Genomic DNA, 18,164 nt, shown 5'->3' on the forward strand with positions numbered 1-18,164 from the left:
CCACAAACCCCAGTTGATTACTAATCATACAAAAAAGTAAATTTATTACAATTCCAACAATACTTTATAATATGAACAAACAAAAATACAATTTAAATAAACTAAAGTATAATTATAATAATTTTAATGCGTTACTTAAATAACACAACCTAAATTTTTTTTTAATAATTAGCACCATTTTAACACAAACGATCTTGATAAAACATGACTAACAAAGTCAAGAATAAGAGGTAAAAATTTAAAATGAGGGTATTTTTATGGAGTTTTCGAATAATAAGAGGGCTATTAACAACAGCCGCATCATTAGCAATATGGCAATCAAAGCTGGACTTGTTGCATCTTTAGCAACGCTTCCAAATGCAGTAAGCGCTCAAGCGCAAAATTCAACGAATAGCAACACAACAAATGTTACAAGTAATGATGGTGACGATTCCACTTTGGAAACAATAACCATCAGTGGCAATGCAAGTATTTCTAATATTAACGCGGCACAATCTGGCTCTTCGCGTTTACCAGGAACAATCCGCGACATTCCACAAGTTGTGAATGTGGTGCCAGAGCATGTCATGATTGAGCAAAACGTCATGACACTAGAACAAGCGTTGCAAAATGTGCCCGGTATCACCACAACGATTGGTGAAGGCGGTGGTGGCATGAATGGCGACCGCTTTAGAATCAGAGGCTTTGACGCAACGGGCGATACGTATAGTGATGGATTACGCGATATCGGCGTTTACGTTCGCGACAGTTTCAACATGGAACAAGTTCAGGTATTTAAAGGCCCTAATGGCGAAAATTTTGGCGTTGGAACTACAGGCGGAGCTGTTAACTCGACGTCAAAGCGCGCTCGTTTAGGTACTTTTGGCGCGGTAAATTTTTCAACAGGTAACGGTCCGCTTTATCGTCCCACAATCGATTACAATCAGCAAATCAATGATACAACGGCTGTCCGATTTAATGTAATGGGCAATTGGCAAGATGTTGTTGACCGCAATCATGTTACATCTAACCGTTGGGGCTTAGCGACATCTGCAGGTTTTGGACTTGGTACAAATCAAACATGGCATTTAGGTTACTTTTACCAAAAAACTGATCGCCTTCCCGATTATGGCATTCCATTTGTTGCTGATCCAAATGGCATTTCACGCCCAGTGACTGAATATGGTGTGCCAAGAAACATTTTTTACGGAAAAAATAGCGATCGTGATAAATCCGAGATTCACATGGTCACTTCAAATTATCGCAATGAGATCAATGAGTGGCTGACCTTTACAAATGACACACGCTATACTCATTTCAAACGCTATTTTAGCGCAACCCCTATTCGCTGTGCCGTTGCTGCTCAATGTACCAATGCCCTATTTGGCGGTGGTGGAAATCCGCTTATGGCCTATGGCGGTGGCGGCGGTGTCACTTATGATCAAAAAAGCTGGGGCTTGCAAAATATTTCAACTGCCGTTGCAAAATTTGAAACTGGCGCATTCCGCCACCAAGCCGTACTTGGTCTTGATATGATGTATCAAGATGATCAACGCCAAGGTTATAGATACACATCTCCCAAAAGCTTAGGCGCACCAAGGCTTTGGACAGAAAATATGGATTCAAGCTATTATAGCCTTGTGCCAAATCCTGACAATTACAAGGACTCAAACTCACGTTCTGTGGCACTTTTTTTTAGCGACCGCATGTGGCTTAATGAACAATTCTCGATTATGGCAGGCTTACGCTGGGATTATCAAAAAATTAATTATGATGTAACCACAGCGGCGGGAATAAATTCGCTCATGGCAAAAGCAGATTATATTAGCCCTAAAGCAAGCGTTATTTGGGAACCAACAAAAGCACAAACTTACTATTTTTCATGGTCTGTATCTAATAACTTACCTTTTGGACAATATATCACTTCTGATTTCAATCCAGTTACGGCTGCGCGCATTGATTGGGATCCGGAAAAAAGTGAATTATTCGAACTTGGCGGTAAAATTGACTTACTCGATGGCCGCATTGGTTTAACTGGCGCATTATTTCAAGTAGAGAAAAATAACGCGCTTTATAATAATCCTGATGGCTCAGTTACAAGATCTGGCGAAAAACAGCGGGTACGCGGTTTTGAAGCAGGTCTTACAGGAAAGATTACAGAACAGTGGGATGTTTATACTTCTTATACCTATTTGCAAAGTAAAATTCTCGACTCCGCAACAAGTTCAGTAATCGGCAACAGCGTTCCTGGTGCTGCAAAAAATGCCGCATCCCTTTGGACAACCTATGATCTTGCTCCGCATTTTAATAGTTTGAATGGCAAATTGCTGATCGGTGGCGGAATGACCTATCGCGATGCTGTTCCAGTTTCTAGCAATAGCCTAAGCCGCATTCCCCATAGTTTTACTCTTGACGCAATGGCATCTTATGAAACTGAAAAATGGCGTTTTAGTGCTAATGCTTATAACCTTACCGATAGAACCAATTATACATCCTATATGGGCGGGTCGCGGGCTATTCCAACATCAGGGCGCAGCTTTGTTATTAATATAGGCGCAAAATTTTAATTAGCCGATAAGCCGATACCATATATTTTCCGGCAAAAACGCCAAATTTAAAGCCATTTCCAACCGCCGGAAATGGCTTTTTGCTTTCCATCTATTTAAAAAAGTAGCCTCATGATTACACAAAAATCATTTAATATCGTTTTTAATTTGCCATCACATTAATGAATTTCACTCATAACTATTAGTGAAAATAAACTATTATCGAAAGGAATTTTATACCTTAAAATTAAGCCATAAAGATATTTGTATTTATAGCATAACCATCCCTCATAAATTTACCGTAACCTTTAACACGTCATATGTGATGCGGCACAAAGCAGTTTTAAAAAGGCCGATGTTAATTTTCCATAATTAAAACCGCACATAAATACAAAGATTTGCAATTTTTTATGTAAACCCAATCTAACTGGAATGATTTTAAACAATAATTTTAATATTTAAATTGGAGCTTTTAAATGTTTATTTGTGACGGCTTTGCCGTATCCTCAGCTAACGACACGTTTCAGCCCTTTAGTTTTGAACGTCGCGATCCCCTTGCTTTCGACGTTGACATTGATATTGCTTTTTGCGGTGTTTGCCATTCAGACTTGCATACCGCACGTGGTGAATGGGCTGGCACCCAATATCCTTGTGTTCCTGGCCATGAAATCGTTGGTACCGTTCGCCGGATTGGCAGTAAAGTAACCAAATTTAAAGTCGGCCAACGTGTTGGTGTTGGTTGCATGGTCAATTCTTGCCAAAACTGTGATTATTGCAACCAAGGATTGGAACAATATTGTGAAAATGGTAATACATTAACCTATAACAGCCAAGATCCGGAAACTGGTCCTGATCGTCATACTTTTGGTGGTTATTCCAAGCGCATTGTCGTACATGAAAATTTTGTTTTATCGATCCCTGATAATCTTGATCTTGCTGCGGCAGCACCACTTCTTTGCGCAGGTATTACCACTTTTTCTCCCCTTCATCATTGGAAGGTTACCAAGGGAACAAAAGTAGGGGTAGCGGGACTTGGTGGCCTTGGTCACATGGCGGTTAAACTCGCACATGCCATGGGAGCTGAAGTCACCATGCTCACGACGTCCGTCAATAAAGTTGATGATGCACATCGTCTTGGCGCTGATAAGATTGTATTGACCAGAGACGCAACAGCTTTGGCAAAAGCTGATAAAAGCCTTGATCTGATCATTGATACCGTTGCAGCGCAGCATGATATCAACCAATATTTTAATCTGCTTAAAGTCGATGGTACATTGGTACAAGTCGGAGCACCGGTTGAGCCCCTCCCCGTACAGGTATTCAACCTTATTCCCTATCGCCGCTCTTTCGCCGGATCGGCCATTGGTGGCATTGCAGAAACACAAAAAATGTTAGACTTTTGTGGTAAGCATAACATTACCGCAGATATCGAACTCATAGCACCAAGTCAAATAGAAAACGCTTATGCACGCATGTTAAAAAGCGACGTTAAATATCGTTTTGTCATTGATATGTCGCAAGCCTAGGCTGCTAGATGCACTCTCATTTATTGCTATAAATGAGCATTTTTTAAATTAAAAAAAGATGCTTTTTACTTTTTTATAAGGGATTAATATCATGGAAATAATTCGCTCTGGCACCCGATCATCGGTCAAATTATCGCCTGATTATTTTACTGGGACTGCCCGTCTTGATGCAGTCATTGATGAGCATCAAGGTGCCAATGTCACATGTGGTCATGTAACTTTTGAACCATCTGCCCGTACTAATTGGCACACCCACCCAAAAGGCCAAGCGATTATTATTACATTTGGTCTTGGCCTTGTACAAAAAGACGGTGGACCGATTGAAGAAGTGCGCCCCGGTGATGTTGTGTGGTTTGAACCTGGAGAAAGACATTGGCATGGCGCCTCCCCAAACACAGCCATGTCACATTTTGCTGTGCAAGAGCTTGAAAATGGCAAAACCGTTGAATGGTTAGAACCAGTCAGTGATGCACAATATTCACGCTAATAAAGACTTAAAATCATTTATCACACATAACTGAATGATAAAAAAGCCGCCCTTGTCAAACAATGGCGGCTCCTTATAAAACGTTTTTAGATTCAAGATTCAGTAAATGCTAATTCACTAGCGCCATCCATGTGATAAATATCACCGCGGAACTGCACTACCCCATTACCTGTTGACCAGGCTGAAATATATACAAAGTGCAAAGGAATTGGATCTTTAACGGCAATAGGCGTATTAACACGCTGGCCAATAACCTGCTCCATACGCGTTCTATCCCAATCTGGTGTATTTTTCAAAACCCAGACGTTAAAATCTCTAATATTATGAATACGAATACAACCAGAAGAGTCAAAGCGCATCAAATTATTGAAAAGGGTTTGCTGCGGTGTATCATGCATATATACCGAATGAGTATTATGAAAATTAATTTTGGTTGATGACATCGCATTGATTTTACCAGGATCCTGACGGAAACGCAACCTCGTTGCTTCATCGGTATTCCAGTTAACCGATTGAGGGGAAACCTCTTGCCCCTGACCATTAAATAAATGGATATTATTATCGGTTAGATAATTTGGACTTTTACGCATCAAAGGAATAATATCCTTTTTAATGATTGATGCAGGAACTGTCCAAGTTGGATTTAAAATCACTTCATGAATTTTAGAATCAAGAAGTGGCGTTTGGCGATCTATCTTACCAACAACTGCCGTGTAACGCTGAGCAACAGAACCATCTTCAACAGCTTCAATTTGCGCTGCAGGGATATTCACCATAACAAAGCGCTGTTCACGCGCTGTTTTTTCTGCTTCTTTTTGCAAGCGATCAAGATTAACGCGTAATTGCTGCAAGCGTGCATCAGCACTAACATTCATGGCGCGGTAGGTTATATCTCCGACAACACCGTCTGCAGGCAAACCATGACGCGCTTGAAAACGACGTACAGCGGCATCAACATAAGTATCAAAAGCTACGGACAAACCAGCTTCACGCGCTAAATCACCAGAAATAAACAAACGTTGACGCATAATTTCTACAGCAGGATGATTCATGCCCAGCTGTAATTTGCCCTGTTCGGCTGGAACGTGAGGCCAACCACCTTGCGCAACGATGGCCTCATACTGAGAAATGGCAACTTGTGTATAACTTACAGTTGCACCACTTAGAACAGGAATATTAGAGGCAACCTGCTGCCCACCAGCTGCTTGCGTGTCAAATTGGTCTCCCCAAGAAGACGCCCTTTGAGCTGTTGCACTACCTACCAAACCGAAAAGCCCCAACCCTAAAGCTGAACCCAACACCATCCGGCGATTTACCTGTTTTTTCATTTCTCGACATCCATGTAATAAAGCTACCACATTTATAAGTGGATAGCCTTAAAATAACCTAAACAGGCTAATAATTATTAAGCCTGCCGCATTTGCTGAAATTTTGCTACTATTTTATGGTGATAAAATGTCAAGAATAAAATTCTTGACATAAAGACGCATATTTCAAATGAATGAAGCTTCTGTAAAAAAGCGCTAAAACACTTTAATAGCAACACAACACTTGTTTTAAAAAATTAGGTCAATGGCGACCAGCTACCATCATCATTTCGGCATGCACTACCACGATTAGTTTGCGGCACACCGCGAATCACAAAACTATGGCTATATTGACGGCAATTTTGTGATCCTACACGATAAGGCTGACCCGGCGTTACTGTACCTGATGCAACTCCATCATTGGTCGCCCAATTAATGGTATTGCCAGAACGTGTATATTCTAGTGCCTTATATTCAGCCTCTAAAGCAAGGCTGCGCTGTTTCGCAGGAATTCTTGAAATAGAATCACCAAGAAGTCCTGTCCCCATTGCAGAATATATAAGGTTTTCTGTTGCTGTAGTTGTGGTCTGTGGTTGCTTGATACAACCCGCAACAAGTGACGGAATACACAACATTGTTATAAGGACGGCCGATTTTTTCATTTTCAATACCATGAATCACTGTAACTAAAATTTAGCTACATAAAAATATAAACACTTAATATCTAGAGCATTTTTGAAAATCTGTGAAGCGATTTGAGTGAAAAATATGATAAATCAATCAAATAATGCATTTCAATAAAGTGATTTAAGGGTAATATTGCTGTTTCAACGCTCCATCAATTGTAGAAAGCCTATTTTCACGCCAGATCAATACCTTAACCGCTTAAACTACATCTAAAAAATTAACAATTGACTTTATCAAGCATCATAATTTGAATTCTAAACAACTATAACTTAATTAAAAATTTTATTTTTTACTAAGTAAAGTTTTGACAATTAACATTCATTTTATGCAATGCTAATTTGCCGCTCCCAATAATTTTACTGGTAATCATTTATAATTCGGCCATTTTAGCATGTTGATAGAATTGAGAATGCCCCGACAAACTTGTCACTAACCATTATTAACAATTATAGATGCAATTTGTAACAGTAAAACATTAGTATTTTAGCAGCAACGTCGTTTAAGCCCCCAACGCTAAAAGAATTATTTTACAATTTGCCTCATTATTTTTTAAACTAATAATTCGAGATAGATAAAGCCATGAGACGTTTGCATATCAATACAATGATCTATGGGTTAGGCAGCCATATATCGGCATGGCGGCTACCTAATAGTGACCCACTCGCGGTCACCAAGCTAAATTATTGGGAAAATCTAGCCAAGAACGCTGAAACCTATGGTTTTGATGCCTTGTTTTTTGGTGATGTACTGGCTCTTCATCATAATTCTCCGGCAGAAATTATCGGTTCACTCGATCCTATTCTTATCTTATCGGCTATTGCCTCTATCACCCAGTCAATCGGCCTTATCGGTACTTCGTCCACGACCTATGATCACCCTTATCACATAGCCCGCAGATTTGCGTCTCTTGATCATATTAGCAATGGTCGAGCAGGTTGGAACATAGTTACTTCATCAACTTTGTTAGAGGCTAAAAATTTTGGACGAGATGTGCTTGCTCCCCATGAAGAGCGCTACGCAAGAGCACGTGACGTGGTTGAGGCCACATCACACCTATGGACGAGTTGGAAACCAAATGCGCGTATAGGGGACAAAGAAAATGGTATTTACTTTAGTGAGGGTGCAGTTGAAAAAGCCAATTATCGCGGTCATTACATAAGAAGTTCTGGACCACTTAATGTACCGCCGCCTCCACAAGGGCATCCTGTACTTACGCAAGGGGGCATATCCGATCATGGTCGACATTTTGCCAGTCAATATGCTGACATATGCTTCACAGTACAATCCGATCTCGATGATGCAAAATTCTTTTATAAGGATATAAAGCAACGCGCACTGCAATTAGGGCGCAGCAAAGAAAAAATTTTGGTATTTCCAGGAATCGTACCGGTTATTGGCGATAGTTACGAAGCGGCAGAGCATAAAATTGCAAAACTCAATGACCTTGCACCTGCAAATTTTGGTTGGCATGAACTATTCAAGATATTGGGTATTGATCTCTCCTCCTATCAACTTGAAGATCCGTTACCAACATTTCTACTAGATCAGGCAGATGAACCAGAAAATTCGCACCGCGCAAGGCTTTTGCTAAAAGAAGCACGACAAAAAAATTATAGCCTACGTGAATTCAAAGCTCGCTTTTTATGTTCACGCGGTCATTTTCTTTCAATCGGCACGCCTGATAAAATTGCTGACGACATGCAAAAATGGTTTGATGAAGAAGGAGCCGATGGCTTTAACGTTATTTTTCCAACATTGCCCGACGAACTGGACCTGTTTGGCAAAACCGTAATTCCCATCCTTGAAAAACGCCGATTACGTACACCACCCATTGCAGGCGAAACTTTGCGGCAACGATACAATCTGCCTGACTATGAGTTAACAAGGGCTGCATAATAGGACAATATTTATATTACGTTCTATTGAGAAAGACTGTGCACACTGTCTAGACGTAATTTTCCCTGTCATTTGACTGGAGCCTTTTCAAGGCAGCCGCCATAAAATTTGTCAATTTATACTTCAATAAAGAGAGATTAATCTTCGGCCACGGGTAAATAAATGCGGATACGCAAGCCCCCCAATTGGGAGCGATCAAGTTTAAGTTCGCCACCATATTCTCGCACCGTATCAACGACAATAGACAAGCCCAATCCGGTACCTGGAACAGTTTCATCTAACCGCCTACCCCGCTTTAAAGCTTCATTGACGTCATCGTCCTTTAGCCCTGGTCCATCATCTTCAATGCAAATTAAAAACCTCTTTTGGGCTTTATCATCACGATGTAATGGAGCTACTTCAATTTTTATAAGATTCATCGCCCATTTGGCAGCATTTTCTAAAAGATTACCAATAATTTCTTCAATATCTTCTTTTTCACCGGCAAAAATAATTTGCTCTTCTGGAAAATAACTTTCAATTTTCTTATCGGGATTAAGTTTACGCATAACTCGAATAATCGGCTCTAATGTAGGCACAATGGCGGTGCGATAAACAACACTATCACGTTGAGCAGCAATTCTTGCTCGTTCAAGATAATGTCTAATCTGTGTTTGCATTGCCAAGCTTTGCTCCCGAATTATCTTACCCTGTTGACCGCCAATTTTTTCTGATTCATTACTTAAAACAGCTAATGGGGTCTTAAGTGAATGAGCAAGATTACCAACTTGGGTGCGAAAACGCTCTACAATACGTTGATTATTATCGATGAGCGCATTCATCTCACGCGCAAGAGGTGCAATTTCTAGCGGCAAATTTGTATCAAGCCGATCTGCTTTACCGGTACGAATAGCCTTTAAGGTTTTACGCACCCTAAAGAGCGGTGAAAGACCAAGCAATATAACAATAACATTGATAATAATACTGGCAATACAAAGGCCAGCAAGATAAACACTCATTGTATCGCGGAATTTTATAAATTGTTTTTCAACTTCATAAAGATTGCCAATGATCCGAAACCTTGCCACTCGATCTTCCTGATCAAGTAGCACATCGCCTTCTACAACCAATACATCCTGCCCTTGAAAACCTTTGGCAGTGTAAGAGCGCATAAAGTGGCTATCAAAAGGCACGTCACTTTCAGAAGGTGACAATACACGCCCAGCCCCACTACTATAGGACTGTAACCTGCCACGCAAATTAGAAGAAACAGCTGTTACTTCCCAAAACCAACCCGAATTTGCATCGGTATATCTTATATCGCCAAGCTCTGGCTTACCACGCAAAACACCTTGCGGCGAAACATCTACAAAACCGATAAGTGAATATAAATGGGCAGACAACAAATCTTCAAAGCTTTGTTCATTTGCTTCACGATAAAGTGCTGATGCAGTAAAGGCGACAATTATCAAAGCCACCATCACCCAAAGGGTTGAGAACAACCCCAAGCGTAAGGTAAAAGATCTTCTGGAGAAAAAATTCAAAACAGCGCCTTTTGTGATTTTTTTCCTCGATAAAAAAGCAAATGGAAAGATTAACTATAAGCTACTTACTATACAGCAGATGGCTTCTTTAACCGATAGCCCATACCACGAATAGTCTCAATAACATCAACACCGAGCTTTTTACGCAAACGCCCAACAAAAACCTCAATAGTATTGGAATCGCGATCAAAATCTTGATCATATAAATGCTCAACCAATTCAGTACGCGAGATCACCTCACCTTCATGATGCATAAGATAAGCAAGCAAGCGATATTCATGCGAGGTAAGTTTTATAATTTGGTTATCAACTGTCACTTTGGAAGTCTTAGTATCCAATAAAACTGGACCACAATGAAACTCGCTCGATGCGTGACCGCTAGAGCGCCTGATTAAAGCGCGCAACCTAGCTAAAACCTCTTCCATATGAAACGGCTTGGCAACGTAATCATCAGCGCCAGCATCAATACCAGCAACTTTATCAGACCATCTATCACGTGCCGTCAATAATAAAACCGGCATGCGATGCCCGTCTTTTCTCCACTCTTCCAAAACCTTGATGCCGTCCTTGATTGGTAAACCAATATCAAGAATAACGGCATCATAGGGCTCTGTATCACCAAGGAAGTGCCCTTCCTCTCCGTCGAAAGCACAATCAGCAACATAGCCAGCTTCAGTCACTGCCTCCACAAGCTGGCGGTTCAATTCCCGATCATCTTCAACAATTAAAATACGCATTAAAAAATCCGATTTCAGAGAAAATAGCAACCAAACTAAAATTCAAATGGCTTAATAAATAAATTTTAATTAGCTGGTACTGCAACTTCTACACGGCGTGGCTGCTCTCCATCCTTACCTCGAATGATAACTACCACGACGCAAACATCTTTACCATTTTGAACGGTTGGCGTCGCCTTAGAAAGCTGACCACCTTGTTCATCGGCAATTTTTTGACCCACAGCATTGCAATCTGCTGCCAAAGCAGGAGAAACGCCAATGCTAGTTAAACCAAGTGCGATAATTGAATATGTAAGTTTTTTCATCATGACCCTCTTTTAATATAGTTTACCTGAATATTGCATGAACAACGACCAACCGCCCTTTAAAAATATTCAGCATAGAAAAATGCTTAGCCTTCAGACATTGAAACTACTTAATAATATTTTCGCAAGTAGAATCACTTTTTTGAAAATGACAATAATCAATTGATTTAACCATTTACACTTTTTGTGCAAGATCTGACTGGCTAAAGCTTAAAATCCATTTATTTTGTTTGTTCTGTCATGGTTAAGCAGCGCCAACCACAAAAAAGCATTATAAAATTGCATTATTTTATATTAGCTTCCACTATAATTAGCATTAACCAAATTGCGATTTTTTTAAGTCTCAATCAGCAATTTTTAACGATAATGATTGTAATGGACACGGTGAAAGGTTACAAACTTTTACAGAAAGTTTAGTTAAAGAATATAAGAATATAGCGGATTTTAATCAATATAATTACTCTATCTAACCCATGGGCAGGCACAGCATAATGTTCGGTCGGAAAGAAAAGTCAAAGGGTACAAAAACCGGTAAAGGCTTTCGCAGTCCTTTATTTATCGGTTTAGACGCTTGGGTTGATAATGCATTATATAAATTTGCTTATTCTTTCGGTCGAATTTGGGATCGCCTTTCAATATTTTCAAATAAATTCAGAGTTCGTGGTACAAAACGGTTTTTCGTTGAACTTGCTGACGAAGCAATGACACTTGGTCTCATTGGTTTGACATTATTTGTTGTTTTAGGGCTTTCAGTCTATAAAGCCACCGATGGCGACTGGCGCGCACCAGATGAATTTGCCATGACAATGCTTGATCGCCATAATAATATAATTGGGCAACGTGGTGCAATGCATGCAGAAAATGTTGCGATTGCTGACATGCCAGATTTCGTTATAAAGGCAGTTCTTGCCACAGAAGATCGCCGTTTTTTCGAGCATTGGGGCATAGATTTTTATGGCCTTTCGCGTGCACTTAGCCAAAATATGCGAGCAAATGGTGTAGTTCAGGGCGGCTCCACCCTCACCCAACAATTGGCCAAAAATGTATTTCTATCCAATGAGCGGACCTTCAAACGCAAAGTTAAAGAAGCTTATTTAGCACTTTGGCTAGAAGCTAATCTGAGCAAGAACGAAATATTACAGCTTTATCTTGATCGCGCCTATATGGGCGGTGGCAATTTTGGTATTGCATCAGCAGCAAAATATTATTTTGGTAAAGATATAAGAGATGTAACCCTTTCAGAAGCTGCAATGCTTGCTGGGCTTTTCAAGGCGCCAGGAAAATACGCCCCGCATATTAATTTGCCAGCCGCCCGTGCCCGTGCCAATGTCGTATTATCCAATTTAGTAGATGCTGGCTTTATGGGTGATGGTGAGGTAGCAGCGGCGCGTCTTCACCCTGCAACAGTAGTTGCTAGCCTTAACAATGATTCACCAGACTATTTCCTTGATTGGATCTATGACGAAGTGCAAAAAATGGGTGATAAATTATCAACCCGCATGCTTGTTGTGCGCACGACCCTTGATCTTGGCTTACAAAAAGCTGCAGAAGAATCAGTCGAATATCACATTGCTCAATATGGTAAACAGTATCGCGCGACACAAGCATCAACCGTGATTATTGAAAATGATGGCTCTGTGCGAGCAATGGTTGGCGGCATTGACTATGCCAAAAGCCAGTTTAACCGTGCTGCCCATGCGCAGCGCCAAGCTGGTTCATCCTTCAAGCCTTATGTTTATGCAATAGCTATGGAGCATGGTCTTACGCCACAAACAGTAATATCAGACGCGCCAATAAATTGGGCAGGATGGCAGCCACGCAATTATGGCCGCGGTTATGCTGGGCGCGTAGATCTTGCAACAGCGCTAGTCAAGTCTTTAAACACTGTACCGGTGCGCATTACCTATCAATACCTTAATCGTTCCACTAAGGAAATTGTTGATCTTGTTGAAGCGATGGGAATTGAATCCCCCATTAGCTCGCATAAAACCATGGTTCTTGGCACCTCTGGCATGACACCGCTTGATCAAGCCACTGGCTTTAATGTTTTTGCCAATGGCGGCATGGCAGGCAACCGTCATGGCTTTACCCAAATCATGACTGAAGACGGCCGCATTTTATGGGATTGGCAACGCGATGGCGAAAAACCTCACCGCGTCATGAGTGAAAAAGCCACCCAAGCAATAAATTCGATGCTCGTACAAGTACCAGAACGGGGAACCGGTCGCCGTGCCGCCCTACCGATGACGCGGGTTGCGGGCAAAACCGGTACATCACAAAATTATCGCGATGCATGGTTTGTCGGCTATACGGGAAATTATTCCGCCGCGGTTTGGATGGGGAATGATAATTTTACACCGATGAGCAGATTAACTGGCGGCGTGGTGCCGGCTATGATTTGGCAGCGCATGATGCTATATGCTCATCACAATATTGAATTAAAGCCTCTTTATGGCGTTGAAACCAATATTTCGTTCAATCAGAATATCGCGACGAATACTGAACAACCATCGCCATCAGCTAACCTACCACAGGTTTTGGCACCTGCTTCTATTGCAGTATTAAAAGAAATTAATGGCCTTTTATCATCGCCTCCATCATTTAATAGTATGGACCGTACGCGTCTTGTTTCATCAGATATCAAGCAAATACGATAAAATACTTTATAAAATAATTTTATTTTTGATAGTTAATCTTAAATTATGGTATTTGCGTTTTTTATGATGCAAGGATTTATGGTATGATCTGTTAAACTTGTTAAAAACTTATAGCAGTATTTTTTTAATTTCGACTAATTTGCAAGCCTTTTATTCAAACCATTGGTATTCATGTTACGCTATATTATTTCGGTTTTCATTGCCCTTATAATCGCCATTCCAAGCGGCTTTTATGGCAGCGAATATATATTCAAAAACTTTGGTGGATTTTCACAATTTTCAATTGGTAGCTGGCATGCGGCACCACTTGCAGGAACCATTGAAGCGGACGTTTATGCCAAAGCACATCGCTTAGCGCTAAACAACCTTACACTTGGAAGAGCTGAAGGGTTGACCTTTCATGCTTGGCGCGACGACAATGACCAACCACTTAATTCTAATTGTCATTATAGGATTATTGGTCAATTGCCTTCCTTGCGGTTCTTTACCCTTTATGCGATTGATGAAAATGCAAAGCCACTCAATGCGTCACCACCTTATTTGACCGAATTAAATTCCGATGCGCTTATTTTTGAAAGTAATGGCGATATAGATATTGCAATCTCGTCAACGGCAAAGGCCGGTAATTGGCTATATGTGGCACGAAATAAGCGCTATGGCCTTGTGATGACACTTTACGATACTCCGGTGGCTTCCGAAACAGGGTTAGTCAATCCAATATTGCCAAAAATTGAACGCATACAGGACGGGCGCTGTGGTTAGAGTTTTTTATATTGCGCTTATGGCAATATTGGGTACAATTATTGTCCATATTACTCTTTTATTCTTATATCCGGCATTGGAGCAGGATGCTTTTTGGAATGAAATAAAACAATTGGCACCAGCCAACCAGTTTATTGCATTATCTAACCAAAACTCTATCGTACAAGGTGCAGATCCAATTGCAAAGCTACGCCTATGTCATTTTGATTTAACGAATAATCCCGTTCACTTTCAAGCAAAAGGTGTTGTGGCCTTTTGGTCACTTTCTATCTATAATGACAAAGGTGATAATCTTTACAGCATCAATGATCGGACCTCTCCCGACCAAATATTGGATCTTGTTCTTGGTGATCCAATTCAAATTATGGACTATAGGCAAACAATAGCTGACAAGCCAAAAAAGCCAGTCCTTACTCAACAAAATTTAGATCATGGATTTGCAATTCTGCGTGTTTTACAGCCAAGTGAAGATTGGCAAAAAAATATCGACATATTTTTAGGCTCGGCTAGCTGTAATGAAATAATAAATTAGCCGTCACTCTAACTGCTTTGGGCTACACGTAGAGATGTGAAAAACGCCATTATATTTTGACTATATGTTCCTTATTGACAAGCGATGATGTTGAACAAAAGTAAGATGCGCTCTATATAGCAATATTAGCATTTAAAATAATTGAAGCCATGGCCATTACCAATTTATCGATGGTCAATTAGCTGTTTTTTGATGTTATTACGCTAAATTGAAGAATTTTTATTTTCATAAAAAACAATAAAAACATATGATTAAAAAATATTTATAAACTTATAAGTGAAAGAGATTGACACTTGATGAATAATAGCCAACCCGTGGCGCTCATTACCGGCGGCGCAAAACGCCTTGGGGCTGCAATAGCAGAAGATCTTGCGCGTCATGGTTTTCAAGTTGCAATACACTGCAATGGATCTCAAGAACAAGCTGCAAGTTTCGTCAACAAGTTACGTCATGAAGGGTTTCAAGCCAAATCATTTCAGTGCGATCTTTTAACCGCCAATTTAGATATATTCATGCAGTCAATTAATGATCAAATGGGGCCGGTCACCTTATTGGTTAATAACTCTTCAATTTTTTTAGAAGACGGTATTGGTAATTTTAACGAAAAAATCTGGAACGATCATTTTAATCTACATGTCAAGGTGCCTGTTATGCTAGCCAATGCAATGCATAATTTGCTCACGGATGAGCAAAAGGGACTAATTATCAACATGATCGATCAAAGAGTATTAAAACTCAACCCCAATTTTATTTCCTATACCCTATCTAAAGCAGCATTATGGACAGCAACTCAAACCCTAGCGCAAGCACTTGCACCGCGTATTAGAGTCAATGCCATTGGCCCTGGACCCAGCCTCAAAAGTCCACGTCAAAGCGAAGAAGACTTTGACAAGCAATGCCATTCTCTTTTGTTAGAGCATGGGCCGAAAATATCTGAATTTGGTGCAACCATACGTTATTTGTGGCAAAATCATTCGATTACGGGGCAAATGATTGCTCTTGACGGCGGCCAGCATCTTGCTTGGCAAACTCCTGATATAATTGGCCAAATTGAATGAACGAGCTAAAAAAACAACCTGATGGCGATATAGAGTCGTTAAGACTTCAGGACCCTGCTGATACTGATCTTGCAGGGCAAGATTATGCACAAGTTAACAATAATGATGCAAACACAACCGATATGCAATTGCTTGAAGAACAAGGCGGATCAATCCAAGCTATAGAATGGGAAAATTCTGGCGAGGAACGCGATAGCGATGGTCTAACAGGCGCGGAGCTTATTGCTGCTTTCGTTAAACGCTTACCCAACAAGGCAGGTGTTTATCGTATGTTTGATAAAAATGATGAGGTACTTTACGTTGGTAAAGCCCGCAATTTAAAAAAACGCGTCTCCAATTATACACGCCCGACAGGTCATTCTAATCGTATTAGCCGCATGATCCGCGCGACCTGCAATATGGAATTTGTGGTCACGAATACAGAGACGGAGGCACTTTTATTAGAAGCTAACCTTATCAAAAGGTTACGTCCAAGATATAATGTTTTACTTCGAGATGATAAGTCCTTTCCTTATATTGTTCTCACTAAAAATCATCGAGCCCCTGGCTTATTTAAGCATCGCGGTGCACGCGGCCAAAAGGGCGATTATTTTGGACCTTTTGCCTCAGCGGGAGCGGTAAACCATACAATAAACAGTTTACAGCGTGCTTTTTTACTACGTACTTGCACTGATTCAGTATTAGAGACGCGCACTCGCCCTTGCCTGTTATATCAAATCAAACGCTGTTCTGGTCCATGTACCCATGAAATATCTGAAAGTGATTATGCGCTTTTAGTCAAAGAGGCCAAGGATTTTCTCTCAGGTAAAAGCCATGCCGTTAAAGAAGATATGCTGAAATCAATGCAGCAAGCCTCACAAATGTTGGATTTTGAGCATGCTGCTGTTTATCGCGACCGCCTTGCTGCCCTTGCCCATATTCAAGGCCATCAAGGTATTAATCCGCAAGGGGTTGATGAAGCTGATGTATTTGCCTTACACTTTGAAGGTGGGCAAAGCTGTATTCAAGTATTTTTCTTCCGAACCGGCCAAAATTGGGGTAACCGCGCCTATTTTCCAAAAGCTGATCCATCCATTTCCACAAGTGAAATATTATCAGCTTTTATCGCACAATTTTATGACGACAAGCCTATTCCATCCCTTATTTTAACCAGTGAAGTGATCGAAGAGGAAGATCTTCTCTCCCAAGCCCTAAGCCTTAAAGCAAATCGAAAAATCACGATAGCCCAACCACAGCGCGGCGAAAAAAAAGATCTGGTAGATCATGCGTTAACCAATGCCCGTGAAGCACTAGGGCGGCGATTAGCAGAAACATCAACGCAAGCGCGATTGTTACAAGGCTTTGCTGAGACATTTAAACTAGACCATGTGCCAAAACGCATCGAGGTATATGATAATTCACATATTATGGGCACCAACGCCGTTGGCGGCATGATTGTTGCTGGCCCTGAAGGTTTCGTTAAAAATCAATATCGTAAATTCAACATCAAATCGCAAGACATCACGCCAGGCGATGATTACGGAATGATGCGTGAAGTGATGGAACGCCGGTTTTCTCGACTATTGAAGGAAAAGGGACTACCTGTGGAGAATACCACACAGGATGATGATAGTTTTCCGCAATGGCCAGATGTTATTTTGATTGATGGTGGACAAGGTCAAATGAAAGTTGTGCATGAAGTATTGCGCGAACTAGAAATAAATGACGCGGTGATTGCTATCGGTGTTGCTAAAGGTATGGATCGAGAAGCTGGCCGTGAACGTTTTTTTGTGGAAGGCAAGCCATCATTTACACTACCACCGCGTGATCCGGTTTTATATTTTGTACAAAGACTACGAGACGAAGCCCACCGTTTTGCTATTGGTAGCCATCGCGCCAAACGTAAAAAGGAAATGATTAAAAATCCTCTTGATGAGATTGAAGGTATTGGGCCTGCCCGCAAACGCGCACTACTCAGCCATTTTGGCACCGCAAAAGCAGTATCACGTGCCGCGATTGAAGATCTTATGCGGGTTGAAGGAATATCTCAATCTATGGCAAAACTGATCAATGATCATTTTAATGAAAAATAGTATTTATTGTTTTGTAAAAATTATTTCTATCACCTACAGGCTATCTCACTCTTAATAAAATACTTATGTTTTTAAAGTGAAGTACTTATT

The 18,164-nt window shown here is 40.7% G+C and carries 14 protein-coding genes; 9 read left to right on the top strand and 5 right to left on the bottom strand.

The features are described 5' to 3' along the window. Window positions 1–257: 257 nt before the first annotated feature. From N6B01_RS06735 to N6B01_RS06745, 3 genes are all read left to right on the top strand, one after another. Window positions 258–2,546, top strand: coding sequence for a TonB-dependent receptor (locus N6B01_RS06735; RefSeq protein WP_262080514.1), 2,289 nt, complete (start codon window positions 258–260; stop codon window positions 2,544–2,546). A 455-nt stretch (window positions 2,547–3,001) separates the two neighbouring features. Then, window positions 3,002–4,051 (top strand): NAD(P)-dependent alcohol dehydrogenase, encoded by a 1,050-nt coding sequence (locus tag N6B01_RS06740; RefSeq protein WP_262080516.1) that lies wholly within the window; start codon window positions 3,002–3,004, stop codon window positions 4,049–4,051. 91 nt (window positions 4,052–4,142) lie between these two features. Further along, complete coding sequence (locus tag N6B01_RS06745; protein WP_182419498.1) at window positions 4,143–4,538, top strand: (R)-mandelonitrile lyase; 396 nt, start codon at window positions 4,143–4,145, stop codon at window positions 4,536–4,538. A 92-nt stretch (window positions 4,539–4,630) separates the two neighbouring features. On the opposite strand, the gene N6B01_RS06750 is transcribed toward N6B01_RS06745, so the two are convergent. Both N6B01_RS06750 and N6B01_RS06755 read right to left on the bottom strand, forming a co-directional pair. Then, on the bottom strand, window positions 4,631–5,866 hold the full coding sequence (locus tag N6B01_RS06750) for a L,D-transpeptidase family protein (protein ID WP_182419499.1): 1,236 nt from the start codon (window positions 5,864–5,866) through the stop codon (window positions 4,631–4,633). Window positions 5,867–6,102: 236 nt separating this feature from the next. Next, window positions 6,103–6,507, bottom strand: a complete 405-nt coding sequence (locus N6B01_RS06755) for an RT0821/Lpp0805 family surface protein (RefSeq protein WP_246708178.1) — start codon at window positions 6,505–6,507, stop codon at window positions 6,103–6,105. A 604-nt stretch (window positions 6,508–7,111) separates the two neighbouring features. Here N6B01_RS06755 and N6B01_RS06760 point away from each other — a divergent pair. Then, window positions 7,112–8,428 carry an NtaA/DmoA family FMN-dependent monooxygenase gene (locus N6B01_RS06760; RefSeq protein WP_262080517.1) on the top strand — a complete coding sequence of 439 codons (1,317 nt, stop codon included), beginning with the start codon at window positions 7,112–7,114 and terminating at the stop codon, window positions 8,426–8,428. A 137-nt stretch (window positions 8,429–8,565) separates the two neighbouring features. On the opposite strand, the gene N6B01_RS06765 is transcribed toward N6B01_RS06760, so the two are convergent. The 3 genes from N6B01_RS06765 to N6B01_RS06775 form a co-directional block, all read right to left on the bottom strand. Further along, a complete protein-coding gene (locus N6B01_RS06765) occupies window positions 8,566–9,888 on the bottom strand; it encodes an ATP-binding protein (RefSeq protein ID WP_262080603.1) in 1,323 nt (440 codons plus the stop codon). Window positions 9,889–10,019: 131 nt separating this feature from the next. Next, complete coding sequence (locus N6B01_RS06770) at window positions 10,020–10,688, bottom strand: response regulator transcription factor (RefSeq protein WP_182419502.1); 669 nt, start codon at window positions 10,686–10,688, stop codon at window positions 10,020–10,022. Between the two features lie 65 nt (window positions 10,689–10,753). Beyond that, the gene (locus N6B01_RS06775; RefSeq protein ID WP_315973332.1) at window positions 10,754–10,993 is read right to left on the bottom strand and encodes a hypothetical protein; all 240 of its coding nucleotides are present in this window, start codon (window positions 10,991–10,993) and stop codon (window positions 10,754–10,756) included. Between the two features lie 473 nt (window positions 10,994–11,466). On the opposite strand from N6B01_RS06775, the gene N6B01_RS06780 reads away from it, so the two are divergent. The 5 genes from N6B01_RS06780 (at window position 11,467) to uvrC (ending at window position 18,074) form a co-directional block, all read left to right on the top strand. Continuing rightward, window positions 11,467–13,650 (top strand): transglycosylase domain-containing protein, encoded by a 2,184-nt coding sequence (locus tag N6B01_RS06780; RefSeq protein ID WP_410007243.1) that lies wholly within the window; start codon window positions 11,467–11,469, stop codon window positions 13,648–13,650. A 171-nt stretch (window positions 13,651–13,821) separates the two neighbouring features. Beyond that, a complete protein-coding gene (locus N6B01_RS06785) occupies window positions 13,822–14,412 on the top strand; it encodes a DUF1214 domain-containing protein (RefSeq protein ID WP_262080522.1) in 591 nt (196 codons plus the stop codon). Beyond that, on the top strand, window positions 14,405–14,944 hold the full coding sequence (locus tag N6B01_RS06790; RefSeq protein ID WP_262080524.1) for a DUF1254 domain-containing protein: 540 nt from the start codon (window positions 14,405–14,407) through the stop codon (window positions 14,942–14,944). The genes N6B01_RS06785 and N6B01_RS06790 overlap by 8 nt, the downstream gene beginning before the upstream one ends. A 296-nt stretch (window positions 14,945–15,240) precedes the next feature. Further along, window positions 15,241–16,002 (top strand): SDR family oxidoreductase, encoded by a 762-nt coding sequence (locus tag N6B01_RS06795; protein WP_262080525.1) that lies wholly within the window; start codon window positions 15,241–15,243, stop codon window positions 16,000–16,002. A 122-nt stretch (window positions 16,003–16,124) separates the two neighbouring features. Beyond that, entirely contained in the window at window positions 16,125–18,074 is a 1,950-nt protein-coding gene (uvrC, locus tag N6B01_RS06800; RefSeq protein WP_262080604.1) for an excinuclease ABC subunit UvrC, read from the top strand. Window positions 18,075–18,164 lie beyond the last annotated feature (90 nt).

The sequence above is a fragment of the Bartonella sp. HY406 genome, assembly GCF_025449315.1.
Taxonomy (GTDB): domain Bacteria; phylum Pseudomonadota; class Alphaproteobacteria; order Rhizobiales; family Rhizobiaceae; genus HY038.

What these genes read in the sequence shown, in the direction of transcription:
- uvrC (WP_262080604.1), top strand. Translation starts at nt 16,125, where the DNA reads ATGCAATTGCTTGAAGAACAAGGCGGATCAATCCAAGCTATAGAATGG.
- N6B01_RS06775 (WP_315973332.1), bottom strand. Translation starts at nt 10,993, where the DNA reads ATGAAAAAACTTACATATTCAATTATCGCACTTGGTTTAACTAGCATT.
- N6B01_RS06760 (WP_262080517.1), top strand. Translation starts at nt 7,112, where the DNA reads ATGAGACGTTTGCATATCAATACAATGATCTATGGGTTAGGCAGCCAT.
- N6B01_RS06780 (WP_410007243.1), top strand. Translation starts at nt 11,467, where the DNA reads ATGGGCAGGCACAGCATAATGTTCGGTCGGAAAGAAAAGTCAAAGGGT.
- N6B01_RS06785 (WP_262080522.1), top strand. Translation starts at nt 13,822, where the DNA reads ATGTTACGCTATATTATTTCGGTTTTCATTGCCCTTATAATCGCCATT.
- N6B01_RS06795 (WP_262080525.1), top strand. Translation starts at nt 15,241, where the DNA reads ATGAATAATAGCCAACCCGTGGCGCTCATTACCGGCGGCGCAAAACGC.
- N6B01_RS06740 (WP_262080516.1), top strand. Translation starts at nt 3,002, where the DNA reads ATGTTTATTTGTGACGGCTTTGCCGTATCCTCAGCTAACGACACGTTT.
- N6B01_RS06735 (WP_262080514.1), top strand. Translation starts at nt 258, where the DNA reads ATGGAGTTTTCGAATAATAAGAGGGCTATTAACAACAGCCGCATCATT.
- N6B01_RS06750 (WP_182419499.1), bottom strand. Translation starts at nt 5,866, where the DNA reads ATGAAAAAACAGGTAAATCGCCGGATGGTGTTGGGTTCAGCTTTAGGG.
- N6B01_RS06765 (WP_262080603.1), bottom strand. Translation starts at nt 9,888, where the DNA reads ATGGTGGCTTTGATAATTGTCGCCTTTACTGCATCAGCACTTTATCGT.
- N6B01_RS06745 (WP_182419498.1), top strand. Translation starts at nt 4,143, where the DNA reads ATGGAAATAATTCGCTCTGGCACCCGATCATCGGTCAAATTATCGCCT.
- N6B01_RS06770 (WP_182419502.1), bottom strand. Translation starts at nt 10,688, where the DNA reads ATGCGTATTTTAATTGTTGAAGATGATCGGGAATTGAACCGCCAGCTT.
- N6B01_RS06755 (WP_246708178.1), bottom strand. Translation starts at nt 6,507, where the DNA reads ATGAAAAAATCGGCCGTCCTTATAACAATGTTGTGTATTCCGTCACTT.